Source organism: Variovorax sp. 350MFTsu5.1 (genome assembly GCF_048302515.1).
Taxonomy (GTDB): Bacteria; Pseudomonadota; Gammaproteobacteria; order Burkholderiales; family Burkholderiaceae_C; genus Variovorax; species Variovorax guangxiensis.
Genome location: NZ_CP157620.1, coordinates 5779904 through 5802316, shown reverse-complemented (window position 1 = coordinate 5802316; position 22413 = coordinate 5779904). Strand labels below are relative to the sequence as shown.

Here is a 22413-nt window from a genome sequence, read left to right as displayed (position 1 = left end):
GGCTCGCGTTGCGTCAGAAGGTGAAGCCGAGGCGGAAGTGCAGGCGGAACTTCTTCGAGTCCACGCCGTAGGCCAGGTCGGCCTGCACCGGTCCGACCGGGCTGCGCCAGCGCGCGCCCACGCCCACGCCGACCTTGGGCTTGAGCTCGCCGGGCTTGTCGGCCACGGCGCCGGCATCGACGAACACCACGCTCTCCCATTCGGTGAGCTTGTTGTTGTAGACGAAGGGGCGCTGCCACTCCACGCTGGCCACGCCGAGGTAGCGGCCGGCGACGGTGGTGCCGTCGGGGCGCACGGTGCCGATCTGCTTGTAGCTGTAGCCGCGCACGGTGGTGTCGCCGCCGGTCAGGAACATCAGCGTGGAGGGGATCTGCGCGCTCTCCTTGGCCGATACCGCGCCGGCCTCCACGCGCAGTTGCAGGCGGCTGCGGCGCGCGCGCAGCTCCTTGTCCTCGGCCGAGCCCAGCGGCAGCACGCCGAGCCAGCGCGCGTAGGTGCGCGTGAAGGGCACCTGCTCGCCGGTGAGCGTGTAGCCGGCAGCCACCTCCAGCGCGAGGCCGTAGCCGCGCGAGGGGGCGGAGTTGTCGTCGAAGTAGCGCCCGGTCCAGCCCCAGTTGGCCGTCACGGCCGAGGCCGAGGGCGGCGCGTTGGTGCCGCGGTTCTGCGCGTAGTCGTACTGCAGGAAATAGCTGCGGTCGATGTGGTCGCCCGACTTGCTGCGCCCGCCGCGCAGCCGGCCGCTGTCGACCACGTAGCTGCCCGACTGCTCGCTCTTGAGCTCCGCGCCCGCGAACCAGCGCCAGCCGCGGTCGTCGGGAATGGCCTTGAGCTCGGTGGACAGCGACTTGATGTCGTTGTCCACCGACAGCCGCGAGACGGCGCGCCAGCCCAGCAGCGGCACCTGGTTGTGGATGTGGTCGATCGACAGGCGCGGGCCGTTGTCGGTGGTGAAGCCCACGCCCAGCACCACCTTCTGCAGCGGCGCCTCGCGCAGCTGCGCGATGACGGGCGCGGCCAGCGGGTTGCCGCCGTCGGTGTCGAGCGTGAGGAACACAGAGTCGTAGTAGCCGCTGCTGGCCAGGCGCTGCTGGGCGTCGAGCAGCTTCTGCTGGTCGTAGTCCTGGCCGCTGGGCAGGCGCGCGATGCGGCGCGCGCCGTCGGGGTCGTAGCGCTGGATGCCGCGCAGCACCAGCGGCCCGAACTTGTAGGCCGGGCCCGACTGGTAGGTGACGCTCAGTCGCGCCTCGCTGCGGTCGGCATCCACCTCGGCGCGGCTGATCGCGATGCTGCCCGTGGGAAAGCGCTTCGCCGTGAGGCTGCGCAGCGCGGTGGTCTTGGCGTCGTCCCAGGCCTGCTGGGTGAAGGGCTGGCCGGCGCGCAGGGCCCAGGCGGTGCGGATGGTGTCGCGCTGCGACTCGGCGGCCGGGTCGTCGGCGATGGGGCCGGCGTAGCTGATCTGCACGTTGCTCACCTTGGTGAGCTCGCCGGGCGAGACGTTGATGACGATCTCGCGCGGGGCCTTTTCGCCCTGCGGCGTCTCGTTGAGTTCGAGCGTCAGCGTGGGCGTGAAGTAGCCGAGCGTGGCGAGCAGTTCACGGGCGTTGGCCTCTGCGGCCACCATGAGGCGGGAGATCTCGGTGGCGCCGAGGTCGTCGAGCTCGCGGTAGCGCTGGATTTCGAGATGCAGCTTGAGGTAGTCGCGCACGGCTTCGGGGCCGCGCACGTCGACGGTGAAGGCGTCGCGCTTGTCACCGGCCTTCCTGCCGCCGTCTTCCTTCTCTTCCTTGTCGGCACCGGTGGTGCCGGCACCCGCTGCGCCGCTGCGCACGAGGCCGGCCACGGGTTTGTTTTCTTCGGCGGATTCCTTTTTCGGCAGCAGGCTGCAGCCTTGCAAGAGCAGGACGCCGCACAAAAACAAAGCCGGCCACCACGCCGGCGAAGAAACAGGAACCGCCCTGACCATGGGCGGATTCTGACAGCAAGCCCGGCCGGTTCCTGAAGGCCCCGCCGGATCGGCGGCATCGTCCTACTTGGACAGCATGCGCATCGCCTCCTCGAGCCCGCGCAGGGTGAGGGGGTACATGCGGTTGGACATCAGCTGCTGCATCACCGCGATGCTCTGGCGGTACTGCCACACGCCCTGCGGCTCGGGGTTGATCCACGCGAACTTCGGGAAGGCGTGCGTGAGGCGCTGGATCCACTCGGCGCCGGCTTCCTCGTTGTTGTATTCGACGCTGCCGCCGGGCTGCAGGATCTCGTAGGGGCTCATGGTCGCGTCGCCGACGAAGATGAGCTTGTAGTCCTTGTTGTACTTGCGCAGGATGTCCCAGGTGGCGAACTTCTCGGAGAAGCGGCGCTTGTTGTTCTTCCACATGAAGTCGTACACGCAGTTGTGGAAGTAGAAGAACTCCAGGTGCTTGAACTCGGTCTTCACGGCCGAGAACAGCTCCTCCACGCGCTGGATGTGCTCGTCCATCGTGCCGCCCACGTCCATCAGCAGCAGCACCTTGACGTTGTTGTGGCGCTCCGGCCGCATCTTGATGTCGAGGAAACCGGCGTTGGCGGCGGTCGAGTGAATGGTGTCGTCGAGGTCCAGTTCCTCGTCATGGCCCTCGCGCGCGAACTTGCGCAGCCGGCGCAGCGCGACCTTGATGTTGCGCGTGCCGAGTTCCTGCGTGTCGTCGTAGTCCTTGTAGGCGCGCTGGTCCCACACCTTCACGGCGCTGCGGTTCTTGCCCGCCCCGCCGATGCGGATGCCTTGCGGGTTGTAGCCGCCGTTGCCGAAGGGCGAGGTGCCGCCGGTGCCGATCCACTTGCTGCCGCCCTCGTGGCGCTCCTTCTGCTCCTCGAAGCGCTTCTTAAGCGTTTCCATGAGCTCGTCCCAGCCCATCTTCTCGATCTTGGCCTTCTCTTCCGCCGTGAACTCGCGCTCCAGCGTCTTGCGCAGCCAGTCGAGCGGCACTTCCTTGGTGAAGTCGGTCAGCATCTCCACGCCCTTGAAGTAGGCGGCGAAGGCGCGGTCGAACTTGTCGTAGTGCTTCTCGTCCTTCACCAGCGCGGTGCGCGAGAGGTAGTAGAAGTCGTCGATGCCGTAGGCGCCGTCGGAGTTCGGGCCCACCACGTCGGCCTGCAGGGCCTCCAGCAGCGTGAGGTATTCCTTGACCGACACCGGCAGCTTGGCCGAGCGCAGGGTGTAGAAGAAGTCGATGAGCATGGGGTGCTCCTTGTGTTTCTTTCAGCCGCGCGGCCTGTCGAGCAGGTACAACAGCTGCGCCTTCACCTCGGGCCACTCGCCCGCGCGCAGGCTGTACATGACGGTGTCGCGGATGGTGCCGTCGCGGCGCATCGCGTTGCCGCGGATCACGCCGTCTTTCCTGGCGCCCAGCCGCTCGATGGCACGCTGCGATGCGAAGTTGAAGTTGTCGGTGCGCCAGCCCACCACGTTGCAGCCCAGTGCGTCGAAGGCATGGGCGAGCAGCAGCAGCTTGCAGGTGGTGTTGACGTGCGTGCGCTGGCAGCGCGCGGCGTACCACGTGTAGCCGATCTCCACGCGCTTCACCGCGCTCAGGATGTCGTGGTAGCTGGTGGAGCCGAGCACGGTGCCGGTGGCCTCGTCGGTCACGGCGAAGGCGAAGCGGTCGGCGGTCTTGAGCGCGGTCTCGATGTAGGCGCGGGTGTTCTCCGGCTCGGGCACGGAGGTGACGCGCAGCTTCCACAGCTCGCCGTCGGCGGCCGCGGTGCGAAGGCCTTCCTCATGTGCGAGGGCAAGCGGCACCAGTGCGATGCCACGGGCCTTCAGCGTGACGGGTTCGACGAACGCCATCTTCAACATCCTTCTTCGTGATTCTTCAGCCGCGCGGATCGCCGTACTTGTGCACGTACCAGACGCGAGCGGCCTGTGCGCCGGCACCGCCGCCCAGGCCGATCAGCGCGATGCCGATGAGCTCCCGCTTGTTGTATTCGCCGCTGCCGAAGGCGTCGAGGCCCAGCAGCAGCCCGAGCCCGCGGCCCAGCAGCGCGCCCACCATGAAAAGCACGGCCTGGGCGATGCCCAGCTTCATCAGCTGTCTGGTGGAGTGTTTCTGGCCGCTCATGGGTTCAGCGGTTGTTGCGCTGCATGAAGACGAGCTTCTCGAAGAGCGTCACGTCCTGTTCGTTCTTGAGCAGGGCGCCCACCAGCGGCGGCACCGCGACCTTGTCGTCCTTGCTCTGCAGGGCCTCGAGCGGGATGTCCTCGGCCACCAGCAGCTTGAGCCAGTCGAGCAGCTCGGAGGTGGAGGGCTTCTTCTTCAGGCCGGGCAGGTTGCGCACGTCGTAGAAAGTCTTCATCGCGGCCGCGAGCAGCTCCTGCTTGAGGCCGGGGAAGTGCACGGCGACGATGTGCTTCATCGTCTCGGCGTCGGGGAACTTGATGTAGTGGAAGAAGCAGCGGCGCAGGAAGGCGTCGGGCAGTTCCTTCTCGTTGTTGGAGGTGATGAACACCACCGGCCGGTGCTTGGCGCGGATGAGTTCGCGCGTCTCGTAGCAGTAGAACTCCATGCGGTCGATCTCGCGCAGCAGGTCGTTCGGGAATTCGATGTCGGCCTTGTCGATCTCGTCAATCAGGAGCGCCACGGGCTGGTCGGCCGTGAAGGCCTGCCAGAGCACGCCCTTGACGATGTAGTTGTTGATGTCGCTCACGCGCTCGCCGCCGTCGAGGTCCTTCAGTTGCGAGTCGCGCAGGCGGCTCACGGCGTCGTATTCATAGAGGCCCTGCTGCGCCTTGGTGGTCGACTTGATGTGCCACTGCAGAAGCGGCAGTCCGAGCGACTGGGCCACTTCCTCTGCCAGCATTGTCTTGCCGGTGCCGGGCTCGCCCTTGACGAGCAGCGGGCGCTTGAGCGTGATGGCCGCGTTGACGGCGAGCATCAGGTCCTGAGTGGCGACGTAGTTGTCTGAGCCCTGGAATTTCATGAGTGCGATGGGTGGAGCGAAGGCTGGGTGGAGAAAAGAACACACCCGATGTGCGTCGTGCAGCCTCAGGGTTGGCCTGCACAGGGTTCCAGGGGACCCCTGCATATAATCGAATGTTGATCCGAAAAACTGTACTCTCCACGAGATTGTGCGCGCAAAATGAACAAGTTGTTGACCACGATGTTTGCCCTTGCTGTCGCTTCCGTGACGGTCTCGGCTGAAGCCCAACAAGTCACTGGCAAGGCCCAGGACGGAGCAAAGAAGGTACAGATGTGCGTGGGCTGCCACGGCATCATCGGCTACCAGGCCAGCTTCCCGGAGATTCACAAGGTGCCGATGATCGCTGGCCAGAGCGCCACGTACATCACGGCAGCGCTCACCGCGTACAAGGGCGGCGACCGCAAGCATCCCACCATGCGCGCCATCGCGGACACGCTCACCGACCAGGACATCGCCGACGTCGCCGCCTACTACAGCCAGCTCGGCCTGAAGGACGGCAGCGCACCTCCCGCCACGCTGGCCAAGCCCACGCCGGCCAACGTGGAGGCCCTCATCACCCGCAATGCCGACAACAGCTGCACCAAGTGCCACGGCGCCAACTTCAACACGCCCAACGACGGCACCGTGCCCAAGCTGGCCGGCCAGCATGCCGACTACCTCTTCGTCGCGCTCAAGTCGTACCGCGTGAAGAACAACTCGCACCTGGGCCGTTCGAACGCTGTGATGGGCCAGCAGGTCGAGGAGAAGAAGTTCACCAACGCCGAACTCAAGACGCTGGCCAGCTACATCAGCTCGCTGCCGGGCGAGCTGAAGACGGTGCCCGAGTCGCGCATCCACCACGGCGCCGAATAAGCAGGCCGAGCGCTTCCAGAAACAAAAAGCCCGCGTCAGCGGGCTTTTTTGTGTCCGGGATTTCCCTGAGAGATCAGGTGGATCAGACGTCGAAGAACGCCGTCTCGTCGGCACCCTGCATGCGGATGTCGAAGCGGTAGGTGACAGCGCCGCCTTGCTCTACGCGCTCGGCGATCAGCGTGTGGCGGCGCTCGGCGGGCACGCTCTGCAGCACCGCGTCCTTCGCGTTGGCCTCGGCCTCGTCGCTGAAGTAGATGCGCGTGAAGGCATGCAGCAGCAGGCCGCGCATCAGCACGATCGCGTTGATGTGCGGTGCCTCGCCGGGCGACTCGGCGCCGGGCTTGACGGTGTGGAACACGAAGCGGTTGCCCTCGTGCGTGCCGGTGCCCACGCGGCCGAATGCGCGGAAGCCCATGGCGCGTGCCTCTTCGGGCGTCTGCGGATAGCGGCCTTCTCCGTCGGGCTGGCTGATCTCGACCAGCGCGTCGTTGATCGGATTGCCGTCGCCGTCGAGCACGCGGCCTTCGAGGCGGATGCGCTGGCCCTTGGCGCTGTCGAGCGCGAGCACGGCGTCGAAGGGCTGGTCGAAGTCGTAGCCGTATTGCGTGGCGGTGAGGCCGTAGGCGAAGTAGGGGCCCACGGTCTGCGAGGGGGTCTGGCCGAAGTCGGCTTCCAGTGCGGTCATCAGCATGGTGTGTGTCTCCTGGCTCAGCGGTTCTCGAAAGGCGTCTCGTCGGCGCCGCGCAGCACGATGTCGAACTGGTAGCCCAGTGCGTAGCCGTCCTCGGTGATGTCGAGGCTGAAGTCGGCAATCAGGCGGTTGCGATAACGCTCGGGGGTGCCGGTGATCATCGGGTCGTACTGGTGCAGCGGGTCTCCGGGGAAGTACATCTGCGTGACCAGGCGGCTCGCGAAGCTCTGGCCGAACAGCGACAGGTGGATGTGCTGCGGACGCCAGGCGTTGGGGTGGTTGCCCCAGGGGTAGGCGCCGGGCTTGATGGTGAGGAAGCGGTAGCGGCCTTCGCTGTCGGTGAGGCAGCGGCCGGCGCCGAGGAAGTTGGGGTCCAGCGGCGCGTCGTGCTGGTCGACCTTGTGCACGTAGCGGCCGGCGGCGTTGGCCTGCCACAGCTCGACCAGCGTGTTGGCCACCGGGCGGCGGCGCTCGTCGAGCACTTGGCCGGTGAGGATCATGCGTTCGCCCAGCGGCTCGCCGTTCTTGCGCGCATTGCGCGTGAGGTCGTGGTCGAACTCGCCGATGCTGTCGTGGCCGTACACCGGCTGCTGCAGTTCGCCGAGCGAGGCCTTCAGCGGAATCAGCGGCTTCTGCGGGCCGCGCTTCACGGTGGACTTGTAGCCGGGGTAGATGTAGCTGGGGTGGGCGTCCCAGTCGCGCGGGGTGAGGATGGGCGAGGGGCTCTGGATCTTGGTCAACGTTGTCTCCTGTCGTGGGACGAATCCGGAAGCCGCCACTGTAGAAGCGGCATCCAATGATGTAAATTGAAGATTGCTACGTTTTCAATAACCATCAGGAATTGAAAGACCCCCTCACCGATCTTCGCCAGGACTTCGTGCGCAACGTGCAGTTGCGGCACTTGCGCTGCCTCGTCACGGTGGCGCAGGAACGCCACCTCGCGCGCGCCGCCGGGCGGCTGGCGCTGAGCCAGCCGGCGGTGTCGAAGACGCTGTCCGAGCTCGAGGCCATTGCCGGCACGCGGCTGGTCGAGCGCAGCAACGCCGGGCGGCGCGGCGTGCAGGGCCTCACGGCCGCCGGCGAACAGCTGCTCGCGCACGCGCTGCGCGTGCTGGAGGCGCTCGACGCCAGTGCGCAGGCCGTGGCGCCGGCGGCGGGAGAGCGCATCGAGCGGCTGCGCATCGGCGCGCTGCCCAGCGTGGCGCCGGCCCTGCTGCCGCAGGCGCTGGCGCGGCTGCGCGACAGCCGTCCCTCTGTGCAGATCGTGGTGAAGAGCGCTGCCAACGCCGCGCTGCTCGACGAGCTGCGCGCCGGCGAGCTCGACCTGGTGGTGGGCCGCATGAGCGATCCGCGCCTGATGGGCGGCCTGAGCTTCGAGCTGCTGCACACCGAGGCGCTGGTGTTCGCGGTGCGCGCGGGCCATCCGCTGGCGCACAAGGCGGTGTCGGTGCAGGCGGTGCTGGCCTATCCACTGGTGGTGTACGGCGAGGGCACGATCCCGCGCCACAACACCGAGAGCTTTCTTTCGGCGCGCGGCCTCGTGCTGCCGGCCAACACGCTGCAGACGCTCGACGTGGCGGTGGCGCGCGCGCTGGTGGCGGTGTCCGATGCGGTGTGGATCACGCCGCTGGGCGCCGCGCGCAGCGAACTGGACGATGGGCGCCTCGTGCGGCTGCGCATCGAGACGGCCGGCACGGAAGAGCCGGTCGGACTGCTGCAGCGCAGCGATGCCGAGCCCTCGGCCCTGCGAGCCGCCATGGCCGCGCTGCTGCGCGAGGCGGCGAAGCAGCAGGGGGGCGTGCCTCCCGCGGCAAAGCGCAAGCGTGGCGGCTAGTCCTTCGTCGCCCGGCGCTGCACGCAGGCCACATAACCCTCGCCATCCGGCGGCCGGCCGGCGCGCTGGCTCTCCCACATCATCTGCCCAAGGCACTCCATCGCCTCGTGATGCGCATGCAGCAGCGAGCCGCGCCGCGCCGCCAGCAGCTCGACCGCCTGGCGGATGCCGCGCGGCTGGTCGATGGAGCATTGCTCGCTGATCGACAGGTGCATCGACAGGTGAAGGAACGGGTTCTCGCGTCCGTTCGAGCCGTCGTACACGCGCGCCACCGCGGCGTCGGCGTCGGCCAGGTCTTCGTGGTACTCGGGGTGCTGGTCGATCCAGCCGGCGGCGATGGTCTCGAGCGCTTCCATCGGCAGGCCCTGGCGGTGCTTGGCGTAGACGTCGCAGAAGAAGCGGCGCACGTCTTCCTGGGAGGGGTTGAACATATATCTATATAGAGGTGGCGAAAAGATGAGAGGGAGGGGCCGGCGCGAACTGCTTTTTCGGCGGCTTCGCGGTGCCTCGGATGTGTCGGACGTTCCGGGTACGCGGCGTTACTTCGTAACGTAACGAATCGCCGATTGACCTCCTTACGAGCTGTTTCCACACCCCGCCGGAGGCCCTGCAAAAAGAAAATTTTCCATACGAATCAACGAGTTGCGGTGTTCGAAGCGGCTTCGGCATGGCGCCTCGCAAAAGCGGCACGCTAGTTGCCCCTGAGTAGGCATCTTTTGTCACAGAGGCTGCCCAATGACCGCTCAACAAGCATCGACCAACTCGACCGAGGGACTTGCCGCCGCTGGCGCTGCCCCTGTGGTTCTCGCCCAGGCCACCGTCACTCCGCTGGGTACTCCCGGCGTGGTGAGCCCGGCCGCTCCTGCCGCAGCTGCCGCCCCGGCCAGCATCGGCACATTATCGAACGCCACGCCCGGCGTCACCGTCATGCGCGACGGTGTCAGCATTCCTGTCGATGGCAATCAGACACTGATGGCCGGCGACCGCGTGCTCGTCCCGCAGGACGGCCACGCCAATGTCCTCTTCCCCGGATCGGCCACCAACAAGGCCCCGCTCGCAGGTGTGTTCACCGGCGGCACCGACGCCACCATCGGCTCGACCAAGCTGCCCGGCGGCCTCGAACAGGTGAACGTGGATGTCGCCTCGGGCGACCTGCAGGTGACCCCGCCCGACAGCGACGCCGACGCCGCTGCACTGGCCGTCACCAAGAAGCTCGCTGCCGGCAGTGGCATCGGGCTGGGCGAATTCGCACTCGGCGCCCTGGGCGCCGCGGCGCTGGGCGCTGCCCTGAGCGGCGGTGGCGGCGGCAGCGACAGCGTCGTTCCGCTGCTCGTCGGCTCGGGCAACCCGAACAACCCCGGTGAATCCGACGCGGACGCCGACTCGGATGCGGACGCCGATGCCGATGCGGATGCGGACGGTGATGCGGACGCCGACGCCGATGCTGACGCCGATGCCGATGCCGATGCCGATGCGGATGCCGATGCCGATGCGGACGCCGACGCTGATGCGGATGCCGACGCTGATGCGGATGCCGACGCCGATGCGGACGCCGACGCCGATGCGGACGCCGACGCCGATGCGGACGCCGACGCCGATGCGGACGCCGATGCCGATGCGGACGCCGATGCCGATGCGGACGCCGATGCGGATGCCGACGCCGATGCGGATGCCGACGCTGATGCTGATGCTGATGCTGATGCTGATGCTGATGCTGATGCGGACGCCGATGCCGATGCCGATGCCGACGCAGACGCAGACGCAGACGCAGACGCAGACGCAGACGCAGACGCAGACGCCCTCCTCAACCCCGGCGACAGCCTCGTCAACCACGTCACCGACAGCCTTGGCGGCGCACTCGGCCTGGGCGACTCGCTCACCCCGGTCACCAACGCGGTCGATGGCGTGACCGATACGCTCGACGACGTGCTGGCTCCGCTGCTGGGCAGCGAGTTCACGCCGAACGACCCCAACCAGTTCGACCCGATCGACAACACCGTGAGCGGCGTCACCGACCTGCTGGGCGACTCGCTGAGCCCCACGCTCGACAACCTGCTGGGCCAGGGCGCGACCGGCGCCATCCTCGGCACGGTGGCGGGCCAGGTCGACTACCTGACCGACGCGCTGGACAACGGCCTGACCAACCTCATCGGCGACCACGGCATCATCAGCGGCCTGACCGACGCGCTCGGCCTCGGCGGCCTCACCGACCAGCTCGTGGGCAACGACGGCCTGCTGGGCGGCACGCTCGACAACGTGCTGGGCGAAGGCAGCCTCGTGAACGGCCTGCTGGCCGAAGACGGCCTGGTCGGTGGCCTGCTCGGCGAAGACGGCGTCGTCGGCGGCCTGCTCGGTGAAGACAGCGCCCTGGGCGGCGTGCTCGGCAACGTGCTGGGCAGCGACGGCGTCGTGGGCGGCCTGCTCGGCGACGGCGCCGTGGGCAGCCTGACCGGCGGCCTTCTGGGCGACGACGGCCTGCTGGGCGGCCTGCTCGGCGACGGCAGCGCGGTGGGCGGCCTGCTCGGCAACGACGGCCTCGTCGGCGGCCTGGTGGGCGGCGAAGGCACCCTGGCCAACGTGCTGGGCAGCGGTGGCCTCACCGGCGAACTGCTGGGCCACGGCGGCCTGGTCGACAGCCTGCTGGGCCAGGACGGCGCCATCTCCGGCATCCTCGCCGACAGCCCGCTGGGCGGCCTGCTCGGTGGCGAAGGCGGCCTGCTTGGTGGCGCGCTCGACGGCGTGCTTGGCGACGACGGCCTGGTCGGCGGCCTGCTGGGTGACGAGGGCCTCGTGGGTGGCCTGCTCGGCAACGACGGTCTCCTTGGCGGCGTGGTGGGCAGCGACGGCCTGCTGGGCGGCGTGCTCGGCAATGACGGCCTGCTCGGCGGCGTGCTGGGTGATGACGGCCTCGCCGGTGGCCTGCTCGGCAACGACGGCCTCCTGGGCGGCGTGCTGGGCGATGACGGCCTGGTCGGCGGCCTGCTGGGCGGCGACGGCCTCGTGGGTGGCCTGCTCGGCGACGACGGTCTTGTCGGCGGCCTGCTCGGTGACGACGGCCTGCTGGGCGGCGTGCTCGGCGACGGCGGCATCGCCGGCGGCCTGTTCGGGCCTGGCGGCCTGGTCGGCGGCGTGCTGGGCGAAGAGGGCCCGGTCGGTGGCCTGCTCGGTGAAGACGGCATCGTCGGCGGCCTGCTCGGCGGTCTGCTGGACGGCGTCGGCGGTGGCGGCACCCCCGGTACCGGCGCGGCGCTGCTCGACCCGGCCGACGGCGTGCTCGGCAACCTGGTCGACGGCCTGGGCCAAGGCGCGCTGGGCGGGCTCGGCCTGACCAATGTGCTCGGACCGGTGGTCGGCGTCGCCGACGGCCTGACCGACACGGTCGACGGCCTGCTGGGCCCGGTGCTCGGCACCAGCTTCTCGGAAAACGATCCCAACGTGCTCGACCCGGTCGACGGCCTCGTCGGCCAGGTGGCGAGCGGTGCCTCCGGCCTGCTGAGCCCGCTGACCGACCAGCTGCTCGGCACGAACACGACGGCCGCGCTGCTGAACGGCGTCACGGCGCAAGTCGACTACCTGACCGACGGCGTGGCCAACGTCCTGTCCGGCGACGGCCTGCTGGGCGGCGTGCTCGGTGGCGACGGTGGCCTGCTCGGCGGCGTGCTCGGTGGCGACGGCGGCCTGCTCGGTGGTGTGCTGGGTGACGACGGCCTGCTGGGCGGCGTGCTCGGTGGCGATGGTGGCCTGCTCGGCGGCGTGCTGGGTGACGACGGCCTGCTGGGCGGTGTGCTCGGCGGGGACGGCGGTCTGCTCGGTGGCGTCCTCGGCGACGACGGCTTGGTCGGCGGCCTGCTGGGTGGCCTGACCGGCGGCGATGCTGGCGGTCTGCTCGACGGCATCCTCGGCGACAACGGCGTGGTCGGTGGCCTGCTGGGTGGCCTGACCGGTGGCGACGCCGGCGGCCTGCTCGACGGTGTGCTCGGTGACGACGGCCTTGTCGGCGGTCTGCTGGGTGGTCTGACCGGCGGCGATGCTGGCGGTCTGCTGGATGGCGTGCTCGGCAGCGACGGCCTGGTCGGCGGCCTGCTCGGTTCCGTGACCGGCGGCGACGCTGGCGGCCTGCTGGACGGCGTACTCGGCAGCGACGGCCTGGTCGGCGGCCTGCTCGGCACCGTGACCGGCGGCGACGCTGGCGGCCTGCTGGATGGCGTACTCGGCAGCGACGGCCTGGTCGGCGGCCTGCTCGGTTCCGTGACCGGCGGCGACGCTGGCGGCCTGCTGGATGGCGTACTCGGCAGCGACGGCCTCGTCGGTGGCCTGCTCGGCACCGTAACCGGCGGCGACGCTGGCGGCTTGCTGGATGGCGTACTCGGCAGCGACGGCCTGGTCGGTGGCCTGCTCGGCACCGTGACCGGCGGCGACGCTGGCGGTCTGCTGGACGGCGTGCTCGGCAGCGACGGTCTGGTCGGTGGCCTGCTCGGCACCGTGACCGGTGGCGACGCTGGCGGCCTGCTGGATGGCGTGCTCGGCAGCGACGGCCTCGTCGGTGGCCTGCTCGGCACCGTGACCGGTGGCGACACGGGCGGCCTGCTGGACGGCGTGCTCGGCAGCGACGGCCTGGTCGGTGGCCTGCTCGGCACCGTGACCGGTGGCGACACGGGCGGCCTGCTGGACGGCGTGCTCGGCAACGACGGCCTCGTCGGCAGCCTCCTGGGCCAGGACGGCCTGGTGGGCAGCCTGCTCGGCGGCCTGACCGGTGGCGACAGCCCGGTGGCGAACATCCTGCAGCCGGTGAGCGAAGTCGCTGGCGGCGTGACCGATGCCGTCTCGCCGATCGTCTCGAATGCGACCAGCGCGGCGCACGACGTGACGGCGCCGGTGACCGACATCCTGGCTGGAGCCACGACGGCGGCTGCCCCGGTGACGGATGCCGTCAGCAACGTGACGAGCGGCGTCGAACATGCCGTCACCCCGCTGGTGACGGAAGTCGTGACGCCGATCACCAGCCTGGTGGAGCACACGGTTTCGCCGGTGACGAACATCCTCCACGGCCTGCTGGGCTGATCGGCGGACACCGGAAGAAAGAACACAAGAAGGAAGAGGGGCGAGGGAGCTTGCCGCAGCACCAGGGACAGGCCGCCACCGGCCTGTCCCGCGAAAGGACCGATATGAAGAAGAATTTCCAGACAGTGGCCATCGTCGCGCTCGGCGCAGTCCTCGTGGGCTGCGCGGCCCCCAAGACCGGCCGTGACGATGCGACCTACTACTACTCGAACAAGGCTGCGACCGCGGTGCCGAAGGTGGAGCCGGCACCGCCGCCACCGGTGCAGAACGGACCGGCCGGCGTGCCGAAGATCGTCTATTTCGACTTCGACAAATACAACATCAGGCCCGCCGACCGGAACGTCGTGGAAGCTCACGCCAGCTTCATGCGCAACCGGCCGCAGAGCAGGGTCGTGATCGAAGGCCACACCGACCAGCGCGGCGGCCGCGAATACAACCTGGCTCTTGGCCAGCGCCGCGCCGACGCGGTGCAGCGCGCGCTCACGCAGCTGGGCGTGCCCGCCGAGCGCATCGAGGCCATCAGCTGGGGCCTGGAGAAACCGGCATCGCTCGAGACCACCGAGGAGGGCTATCAGCTCAATCGCCGAGCCGAATTCAGCTATCGCTGAAGCCGGGTCACCGCGATGACCTCGGTGGTGGCAGTCCCCGGACCACGCACACGTCACCAGAGCGAAAGCAGATGACGGGCGTGGCCGGTTTCCCGCATCCGAACGGGGCCGAATGATGTCCTTCCCAGACCAGCTCCACGCCTGCCACGAACGCCTTGTGTCGGTGTGCGCGGCGCTGCCTGCCCCTTACCCGGCATTCACGCTGTTCTTCTCGGTCAGCGACGGCGCGCAGCGCGCGCACGTGGTGCACGCGCGGGCCGCCGACTTCGAGACCGCGTGGCGCGAAGGCGCCGGCCACGTCGAGCGCTGGGTGCGCGAGCGCGGCATCGTCTCGCCGTGGCTGCGCATCGACTGGGTCGAGGGCGCGAGCCCTATGGACTGGGCCCAGTTCAAGACGCAGCTCACGGCCGTCAAGCGCAACTACTTTCGCCTCGGCCTGGCCTTCGACAAGGATTTCACGCTCGTCTTCACCGAGCAGGAACTCAATGCCAACGCCATGCTGTGCGGCGACTCGACCATCGCGCACTCGGTGGTGAACGCGCGCAACTTCGAGGTCTACGGGCAGGCGCGCTTCGAGTGCTCGCCGCCGCTGGACATGCCCTCGGACCAGCCCGTCTACCTGCTGGCGACCGTGGGCGTGTTCTGCCAGCCCGACGGCGTGGTGCACAAGCTCGTGGGCACGGGGCTCGACGCGGGCCGCAGGCAGCTGCCGGCGCTCAATCCGCAGTCGGTGATGGATTTGGTGCGCAGCGGCTCGTCGTACCTGGCGCGCCAGGTGCAGAGCGACGGCCTCTTCGTGTACGGCTACTTCCCGTGCTTCGACCGCCGCATTCCCACCTACGACGCGATGCGCCACGCGAGCGCGGTCTACGCCATGCTCGAGTCGTGGGAGCTCACGCGCGACGAGACGCTTCGCGCGGCCATCGACCGGGCGCTGGACCAGCTCACCATCTCGTTGATCCGCGAGTACACGCTGCTCGACGGGCGCGCGGTGGCCTTCCTGGTCGACACCGGCGGCGAGATCAAGCTCGGCGGCAACGCGGCCTGCGTGCTCGCGCTGGTGAAGTACTGCGAGCTGATGGACACGCGCCGCTGGCTGCCGCTGCTGGAGAAGCTCGCGCTGGGCATCGCCTCGATGCAGGATGCGGCCACCGGCCGCTTCAACCACGTGCTGCACGCGGCCGACCTCACGGTCAAGCAGGCCTCGCGCATCATCTACTACGACGGCGAGGCCGCCTTCGCGCTCATGCGCCTTTACTCGCTCACGCGCGAGCCGCAGTGGCTGGCGGTGGTGGAGAAGGCCTTCGACCATTTCATCGCCAGCCAGCACTGGCAGGCGCACGATCACTGGCTCAGCTGCTGCGTGTGCGAACTCACGCACTGGAGCCCGCAGGAGAAGTATTTCCGCTTCGGCCTGCAGAACGTGGCGGGGTATCTCGACTTCGTGCTCGACCGGAAGACCACCTTCCCGACGCTGCTCGAACTCATGCTGGCCGCGCAGCAGATGCTCCAGCGGCTCGAAGGCATGCCCGCGATGCGGCACCTTCTGGACGAACTCGACACCGAGAAGTTTTACCGCGCGCTCGACTACCGCGCGCACTACCTGCTCAACGGCTTCTTCTGGCCCGAGATGGCGATGTACTTCCGCCGGCCCTCGGCGGTGGTGGGCTCGTTCTTCATCCGCCATCACTCGTTCCGCGTGCGCATCGACGACGTGGAGCAGTACCTCTCGGGCTTCGCCGCCTACCACCGCTACCTGGTGGAGCGCCGCGCGGCGCCCGGTGCGGCGGGCACGGGCTCCGGCGGCGGACGCGACGACGGCGCCGTGTGGACCGCCAGCGAGATGGCGCGCGTGACCGGCGGCGAGTGGGTCGTCAAGCCCGAGGACGGCTGGCGCGCCGCGGGCGTGGCGCAGCGCTCCTTCATGCGCAAGGGCCGCGTGGTGTTCGACCACCAGACGCGGCCTTCCAGGACGCCGCTGGCCGCCGTCACGCTCAAGGGCGTGCTGCAGCCGGCTGCCGCGGTGCTGTGCTCCGACCCCAAGCCGCACCTCGACAAGCGCGTGCCCGTGCTCAAGGTGCAGAACGTGCTGCAGGCGGTGCTGGAGCTCGGCGACCATGCGCGCGCCGAGTTCACCGGACGCGTGTGCGGCGTGCTCGGCAGCGGCGCGGGCAGCAGTACCGTGGCCGCGATGCTGGCCGGCGCGCTCACAGTGTGGGGCGAGGTCGGCCAGCCCGAGGGCAACGTGAGCCTGCCTTCGGGCATCGCGTGGAATATGACCTGCATGCCCAGGCACGCGGCCTACTGGGTGCTGGAGATGGGCACCTCGCACATGCCTGCCTCGGCGCAGCTGGTGCGGCCCTCGCTCGTCGTGGTGACGGGGCTTTCCGCCGCGTCGCAGAAGCACCGCGGCCCGAGCGAGGCCGCCGCGCGCATGGACAGCCGGATCTTCCAGGCCATGGCGCCGGGCGATTCGGTGGTGCTCAACCGCGACATGCCCGAGTTCGCCACCTTCGCCGAAGCGGCGATGGCGCAGCAGCTGCAGATCGTGACCTGCGGCGAGCACCGCGACGCCGACGTGCGCCTGCTGGCCTTCGACCACGGCGAGGTGCAGGCGCTGGTGGCGGGCGAGCCCTTCCAGCTGCGGCTGAACGCGCCGGGCCGGCACATGGGCGCGAGCGCCATCGCCGCGCTCGCCGCGCTGCAGGCCATGCGCCTGCCGCTGGCCGCCGCGGTCGAGCCCTTCGCGCATTTCGAGCCGCCGGGCGGACGCGGCGCGCTGCACACCATCCACATCGGCGGCGGCAGCTTCAAGCTGATCGACGAGACCTACGACGCCAACCCGAGCTCGATGCGCGCGGCGCTGGAGCTGCTGTCGCAGGCACCCTGCGAGCCGGCGCGGCGCGTGGCGATCCTCGGCGACATGCAGGAGCTCGGCCCCGCCGCGCAACGCCACCACCTCGACCTCGAGGCCGAGCTGCTCGCATCGCAGCCCGACCGCGTGCTGCTGTGCGGCCCGCTGATGCGCGCGCTGCATGCGCGCATCCGCACCAAGGTCCGCTCGCACTGGTTCGTCGATGTATCCGATCTGTCGACAGCGCTCGGCGGGCTGCTTCAGCCCGGCGACTGGGTGCTGGCGAAGAGTTCCGCGGGCGTGGGCCTTTCGCGCCTCGCCCGGGTTTTGAAAGCACTGCCATGAGATTGAACGCACTTCTGCACACGGCCTTCGGATACGAGGCTCCGGTCAAGCGACAGCCGGTCGCGCGCCACTGGTGGCTGGGCTGGCTGCAGCTGCTGTGCGCATGGGTGCTTTGCATGCTGCTGTGCGCCAACATCGCGCTGGTGTTCGCGCAGGATTTGTCAGGGCGAACGGGGGAGGCAAGGGCAGGGAGGCCGGCCGGTTGCGCGGTAACGGGAAGCGCCGCGCAACCGGTTCCGGTTCATGGGATCAGGGCCGATGTGGCGAGGGGGCAAAGGCTGCCGTGCTGATGTGTGTTTGAAGCACACGGTGAGTGAATATTTGCCTTGTAACAGTCGGGTAACAGTTGATAATGACGCAGGCGTCATTGCACGACGAACCGGCTCTTTCCCATGATCAAGTTCCTCCTGCCAAGCCAACTGGTTGCCGAGACCCCGGACGAGCCCGGCGCCAGTCCCTACGCGGGTGCGTTGAACGCCGCGTTCCGCGCGGCCTACCCGCTGGTGAAGAGCGCGGCATGGCGCTCGCTGCCCATCAGCCTGTTCGGGCTGCTGCCTTCCATCTTCCTGCTGCAGGTTTATGACCGCGTGCTCTCGCGCAGCGGCACTTCCACGCTCGCCGCGCTGGTCAGCGGCATCCTGTTCTTCCTGTGCATCGAGTTCTGGCTGCGCACGCGCCGCTCGCGCCTGCTGCGCAACGCGGGCGCCATCGTCGACCACGGCGTCTCGGGCGCGCTGCTGAACTCGATGCTGGGCCGCCCGCTGCGCGCGCTGGAAGCGCGGCCGGCGTCGGTGTGGCACCTGTACTTCCGCGACGTGGCCTCGGTGCGCGGCACCATCACCGGCGGGCTGGCGCAATCCATCTTCGACCTGCCCATGGCCGTCTTCGCGCTGGTGGTCATCGGCATCGTCGCGCTGCCGGTGCTGCCGGTGGTGGTGCTGTTCCTCGGCATCATGTCCTTCCTGGCGTGGTGGTGGGCCGACGAGGTGCGTTCCGGCCGCGTGGAAGAAGTGCAGCGCGGGCGCGGCCTGGAACGCGTGACCGCCGAGATCTGCAACGCGCGCGAGACGCTCAAGGCCCAGGCCAACGACGGCCCCACCATCGAGATGTGGCGCCAGACCTACAACGCCTGGCTCGCCGAGAGCTTCAGCAAGAACGGCCAGATCGAGACCGCGCGCGACGGCACCACCGTGCTGCTCACCGTGTTCTCGGTCGTCGTCGTGACCGTCGGCGCCGTTTCGGTGATGGAACAGTGGATGACGGTAGGCGGCCTCGTCGCATCGAACATGCTGGCCCTGAAGGCGCTGCAGCCGGTGGCGGGGCTCGTGTCGAACTGGCGCTCGCTGGCCACCGCGAAGGAAGCCGCCAAGCGGCTGGAGACCGTGCTGCGCGAGCCGGTCGAGAAGCCGCCCACGGGCATGACGCTGCCCCAACCGCTGGGCCGCATCACGCTGAAGGACGTGAGCTTCAGCTTCACCGAGACCGCGCAGCAGCCGGTGCTGGAGAACGTCGACCTCGATATCGGCCCGGGCGGCCTGCACGTGATCGTCGGGCGCAACGGCGCGGGCAAGTCCACGCTGGTGAAGCTGCTGTCGGGCCTGTACACGCCCACGCGCGGCATCGTGAGCATCGGCGAGTACGACCTCTCGCAGTTCGGCCGCGAAGAGCTCTCGCGCTGGATCAGCTATCTCTCGCAAGAGGTCTACTGGTTCGGCGGCTCGATGATCGACGTGATGCGCCGCAACGCGCCGGGCCAGAGCGACGAGCAGATCGTCGCGGCCTGCAAGCTCTCGGGCGCGCACGACTTCATCTCGCGGCTGCCCGACGGCTACCGCACCATGATCGGCGAAGGCGGCACCGGTGTTTCGGTGGGCGAGCGGCGCAAGCTCGCGCTGGCCATGAGCTTCCTGCGAAAGCCCTCGGTGCTGGTGCTCGACGAGCCCAGCAACGACCTCGACTTCCAGAGCGAGCGCAACCTGCTCGCCACGCTGCTCGCGGTGGCCAAGGTGCGCACCGTGGTGGTGGTCACGCACTCGCTGCGCATCGTCTCCGCCGCCAACGTGGTCTACCACGTCACCGGCCAGGGCAACGTGGAGCAGGGCACGGCCGCGGTGATGGTGCCGAAGCTGTTCGGCGTGAAGAAGCCGCTGGTGGCGCTGGGCGACGCCGAAGAAGGCGCGGCCGGCGGTGCCTCGCCGGCTTCGCGCTCGATGGCCTGAGGCACGGGCCGCGAGCGACGAGCAACGAACGAACGACTGACGAACGAAGAGTGACCGGGGACGCGATTTGAAAATAGACCTGCCGCAGATCCTTCAGGAAGAGAACGAGAAGCGCGAGGCCCAGGCCTCGCCGCAGGGGCGGCGGCGGCAGTGGATCATCGGCGGCGCGATCGCCGTGCTCGCGCTGGTCGGCCTCGGCTTTCCGATGGAGACGGTGGTGGTCGCGCCGGGCCGTGTGATCCCTTCCGACCGCGTCAAGTCCATCCAGCATCTGGAGGGCGGCATCGTCAGCAACGTGCTCGTGAAGGAAGGCGAGAAGGTCAAGCAGGGGCAGCCGCTGGTCGAGATCGACCTGGGCGGCAGCGGCCTCAACCTCGAGGAGCTCACTGCCCGGTACGCCGCCACGCAGGCCACGCGCGTGCGGCTGATCGCCGAGAGCCGCGGCCAGCCGCTCACGCGTCAGTCCTTTGCCGCCGACATCGACGAGGGCGTGTTCGAGGGCGAGACCGGCGCCTACCAGGCACGCGCGCTCGAGCAGCGCGGCGTTATGGCCGGCGCGGTGTCGGGCCTGGAGCAGGCGCGCAGCAAGAAGCTGGAGCAGGAGGCCAAGGTCAAGGGCCTGAGCGACCGGCTCGCGCTGATGCAGAAGGAGCTGGAAATTTCCGAACAGCTGCTCAGCGAGAAGCTGGTGGGCCAGGTCGAAGTGCTGGAGAAGCGCCGCCAGGCCGAGAGCGTGCGCAGCGAACTCGCGGTGGCGCGCCAGGGCGTGGTTTCCGCCAACGCCTCCATCACCGAGGCGCAGGCCAAGATGGCGGAGGCCGAGGGGCGCTTCCGCCGCCGCGCGTCGGACGAGCTGGCCACCGTCGAGCGCCAGTTCGCGAGCCTGAGCGAAGACCTGGCGCGTGCGCGCACGCAGCGCTCGCGCACCGTGGTGAAGGCGCCTTCCGACGGCATCGTGAAGGGGCTGCGCAACTCCAGCCCGGGGTGGGTGGTGAAGCCGGGCGAATCGATTCTCGAAGTGGTGCCCGACGAGGACGAGATCATGGTCGAGGCGCGGCTCAACCCCAACGACCGCGGCTTCATCGAAGTGGGCCAGGAGGCGCGCGTGAAGATCACCGCCTACGACTACCTGCGCTACGGCGCGGTCGACGGCAAGGTCAGGCTGGTGGCGGCCGACGCCGACCGCGACCCCGCCATCTCCAACGGCGCGCCCTACTACCGGCTGCTCATCAGCATGTCGCAGTCGCACGTGGGCCGCGTCGAGAACCGCATCACCGCCGGCATGGAGTCCGAAGTGGACCTGCGCGTGGGCACCGACCCGTTCATCTGGTACATCCTGCGACCTGTGCTCAAGCTTCGCCGCGAAGCTTTCCGCGAACCATGAAGTACCGCAAACCGGTCGATCTGCGCCGCGTTGGCACCGGCGCCGTCTGCGCGGCGCTGTGCGCGGGCTTCGCGCTGCCGCCTGCGTACGCGCAGGAGCAGCAGCAGCCGCTGCCGGAGCACCTGCTGCAGCAGCAGGAGATGGAAAGCGCCGCCAGGCTCACGGTCGCGCGCAGGCTGTCGCCGCCTTCGCTCGGCGCCGCCAGCTACGCGCAGCAGGTGAAGCAGGCGCTGATCGCGCTGTCGCAGGACTACCCCGAAGTGCAGACCATGCAGGCGGCCGCCAACACCAGCAGCTACGGCGTGGACGCCGCCAAGCAGGCGCGCTATCCGAAGTTCAAGGTCGGCACCTCATCGGGCAACTACAACAGCGGCGCGGCCAACGCCAAGACGCAGAGCTACACGGTGCTGACAGCCGAAGCCCGCGTGAGCCTGATCGACGGCGGCGCCATGAGCGCCGCCCAGCGCGCCGCCGAAGCCGGCAACCAGGCCGACGACGAGGCCGTCGTCACCACCTCGCAGAAGGTGGTGCTGGACGCGCTCACCGCCTACCTGCAGGTGCAGCGCTTCGACCTCAAGAAGCAGATCGCGCACAAGGCCACCGAGGTGGTGGCCGAACTCTCGAAGGCCGAGGCCCGCCGCGTGGCGCTGGGCGTGAGCGGCGACAACGACCTGAACATGGCGGCCTCGCGCCGCGCGCTGGTGGCCGCGCGCGAGTCCGACTTCGAGGCGCAGCGCGACGAGGCGATGGCCAAGTTCCGCAACTACTTCAAGTTCTCGCCGAACGCCGAATCGCTGCCGGTGCTCGCGGCGCCGGTGCAGTGGCGCATCGGCTCGCAGGAAGAGGCGCTGCGCCGTGCCGAGTCGCGCAGCACCGAGATCGCCGAGGCGCTGGGCCGCATCGAGCGGGCGAGGGCGCTGGCCGACCAGCAGGATGCGAGCCTCTACCCCACGCTCGACGCCGTGCTCGTGAAGAGCCGCGACCCACGCGGCGTTTCTCCGCAGGACCCGACGCGCGCCGCCTTCGAACTCAACTGGAACTTCGGCAACGGCTTCGACCGCCAGTTGCGCATGAAGTCGGCGCTGGCCGAAGTCGCCAACCAGGAAGCCAAGCTCGAGGGCGTGAAGCTCAACCTGTTCGAGCTCACGTCGGCATCGTGGTCGCGCACCGTCTCCGGCCGCGAGCGCGAGAAGCAGCTGATGGAAGCCGTCAGCACCGCCGGCCAGGCCTTCCGCGGCCGCCGCCGCCTGATGGAGTTCGGCCGCGAGACCCTGCCCAAGGTGCTCGACGCCCAGCTCGACTACTACACGCTGCTGTTCGACTACGTCGACGGCGTCTTCGACCTGCGCATCTCCGAGCTGCGCCTGGCGCGCACCACCGGCGAACTGCGCATCGACCCCAACGGCCCCAACAACTGGATCGACCGCCTCTTCGGCGCCCCCAGCCGCCAGGTGCTCACCGAGGACGGCCTGCTCGCGAAGCTGTGCATCTCGAGCAACACGGCCTGCGCGAGCGAGCCGGTGGTGGCCGAACGCGCGACGGGAGCAGCCGGCGCGCCGCCTGCGCTACGCAGAGCACAACGTCTCTCGATCCCATAAACACGAGGCAAGCG

At 69.0% G+C, this 22413-nt stretch carries 16 protein-coding genes; 8 read left to right on the top strand and 8 right to left on the bottom strand.

Features of this window, described 5'->3' with window-relative positions:
* Positions 1 to 13 precede the first annotated feature (13 nt).
* From ABL843_RS26545 to ABL843_RS26525, 5 genes are all read right to left on the bottom strand, one after another.
* A complete protein-coding gene (locus tag ABL843_RS26545) occupies positions 14 to 1963 on the bottom strand; it encodes an autotransporter assembly complex protein TamA (RefSeq protein WP_418117889.1) in 1950 nt (649 codons plus the stop codon).
* A gap of 63 nt (positions 1964 to 2026) precedes the next feature.
* The gene (locus ABL843_RS26540) at positions 2027 to 3214 is read right to left on the bottom strand and encodes a vWA domain-containing protein (protein ID WP_184640786.1); all 1188 of its coding nucleotides are present in this window, start codon (positions 3212 to 3214) and stop codon (positions 2027 to 2029) included.
* A 21-nt stretch (positions 3215 to 3235) separates the two neighbouring features.
* Entirely contained in the window at positions 3236 to 3823 is a 588-nt protein-coding gene (locus ABL843_RS26535; RefSeq protein WP_418117888.1) for a GNAT family N-acetyltransferase, read from the bottom strand.
* 25 nt (positions 3824 to 3848) lie between these two features.
* Positions 3849 to 4094 (bottom strand): hypothetical protein, encoded by a 246-nt coding sequence (locus tag ABL843_RS26530; protein WP_418117887.1) that lies wholly within the window; start codon positions 4092 to 4094, stop codon positions 3849 to 3851.
* A 4-nt stretch (positions 4095 to 4098) separates the two neighbouring features.
* On the bottom strand, positions 4099 to 4953 hold the full coding sequence (locus ABL843_RS26525) for an AAA family ATPase (RefSeq protein ID WP_126023576.1): 855 nt from the start codon (positions 4951 to 4953) through the stop codon (positions 4099 to 4101).
* Positions 4954 to 5112: 159 nt separating this feature from the next.
* Here ABL843_RS26525 and ABL843_RS26520 point away from each other — a divergent pair, with 159 nt between their 5' ends.
* Entirely contained in the window at positions 5113 to 5805 is a 693-nt protein-coding gene (locus tag ABL843_RS26520) for a c-type cytochrome (protein ID WP_126023575.1), read from the top strand.
* Between the two features lie 82 nt (positions 5806 to 5887).
* On the opposite strand, the gene pcaG is transcribed toward ABL843_RS26520, so the two are convergent.
* Both pcaG and pcaH read right to left on the bottom strand, forming a co-directional pair.
* Positions 5888 to 6490, bottom strand: coding sequence for a protocatechuate 3,4-dioxygenase subunit alpha (gene pcaG / locus ABL843_RS26515; protein ID WP_418120522.1), 603 nt, complete (start codon positions 6488 to 6490; stop codon positions 5888 to 5890).
* Positions 6491 to 6513: 23 nt separating this feature from the next.
* Entirely contained in the window at positions 6514 to 7227 is a 714-nt protein-coding gene (gene pcaH / locus ABL843_RS26510; RefSeq protein ID WP_418120521.1) for a protocatechuate 3,4-dioxygenase subunit beta, read from the bottom strand.
* Between the two features lie 110 nt (positions 7228 to 7337).
* Here pcaH and ABL843_RS26505 point away from each other — a divergent pair, with 110 nt between their 5' ends.
* Positions 7338 to 8330, top strand: coding sequence for a LysR substrate-binding domain-containing protein (locus ABL843_RS26505; RefSeq protein ID WP_418117885.1), 993 nt, complete (start codon positions 7338 to 7340; stop codon positions 8328 to 8330).
* Here ABL843_RS26505 and ABL843_RS26500 read toward each other — a convergent pair.
* Positions 8327 to 8761 carry a DUF1841 family protein gene (locus ABL843_RS26500; protein WP_019656213.1) on the bottom strand — a complete coding sequence of 145 codons (435 nt, stop codon included), beginning with the start codon at positions 8759 to 8761 and terminating at the stop codon, positions 8327 to 8329. The two genes, ABL843_RS26505 and ABL843_RS26500, sit on opposite strands and share 4 nt — an antisense overlap.
* A gap of 304 nt (positions 8762 to 9065) precedes the next feature.
* On the opposite strand from ABL843_RS26500, the gene ABL843_RS26495 reads away from it, so the two are divergent.
* From ABL843_RS26495 to ABL843_RS26470, 6 genes are all read left to right on the top strand, one after another.
* On the top strand, positions 9066 to 13391 hold the full coding sequence (locus ABL843_RS26495; RefSeq protein ID WP_418117884.1) for a hypothetical protein: 4326 nt from the start codon (positions 9066 to 9068) through the stop codon (positions 13389 to 13391).
* Positions 13392 to 13495: 104 nt separating this feature from the next.
* Positions 13496 to 13999, top strand: a complete 504-nt coding sequence (pal, locus tag ABL843_RS26490) for a peptidoglycan-associated lipoprotein Pal (protein WP_126023572.1) — start codon at positions 13496 to 13498, stop codon at positions 13997 to 13999.
* A 112-nt stretch (positions 14000 to 14111) separates the two neighbouring features.
* Entirely contained in the window at positions 14112 to 17198 is a 3087-nt protein-coding gene (locus tag ABL843_RS26485; protein WP_418117883.1) for a glutamate ligase domain-containing protein, read from the top strand.
* 392 nt (positions 17199 to 17590) lie between these two features.
* Positions 17591 to 19417 carry a peptidase domain-containing ABC transporter gene (locus ABL843_RS26480; protein ID WP_418117881.1) on the top strand — a complete coding sequence of 609 codons (1827 nt, stop codon included), beginning with the start codon at positions 17591 to 17593 and terminating at the stop codon, positions 19415 to 19417.
* Between the two features lie 67 nt (positions 19418 to 19484).
* Positions 19485 to 20801 (top strand): HlyD family type I secretion periplasmic adaptor subunit, encoded by a 1317-nt coding sequence (locus ABL843_RS26475; RefSeq protein ID WP_418117880.1) that lies wholly within the window; start codon positions 19485 to 19487, stop codon positions 20799 to 20801.
* Complete coding sequence (locus ABL843_RS26470) at positions 20798 to 22399, top strand: TolC family protein (RefSeq protein ID WP_184640779.1); 1602 nt, start codon at positions 20798 to 20800, stop codon at positions 22397 to 22399. Before ABL843_RS26475 ends, ABL843_RS26470 begins: the two co-directional genes overlap by 4 nt.
* Positions 22400 to 22413: the final 14 nt, after the last annotated feature.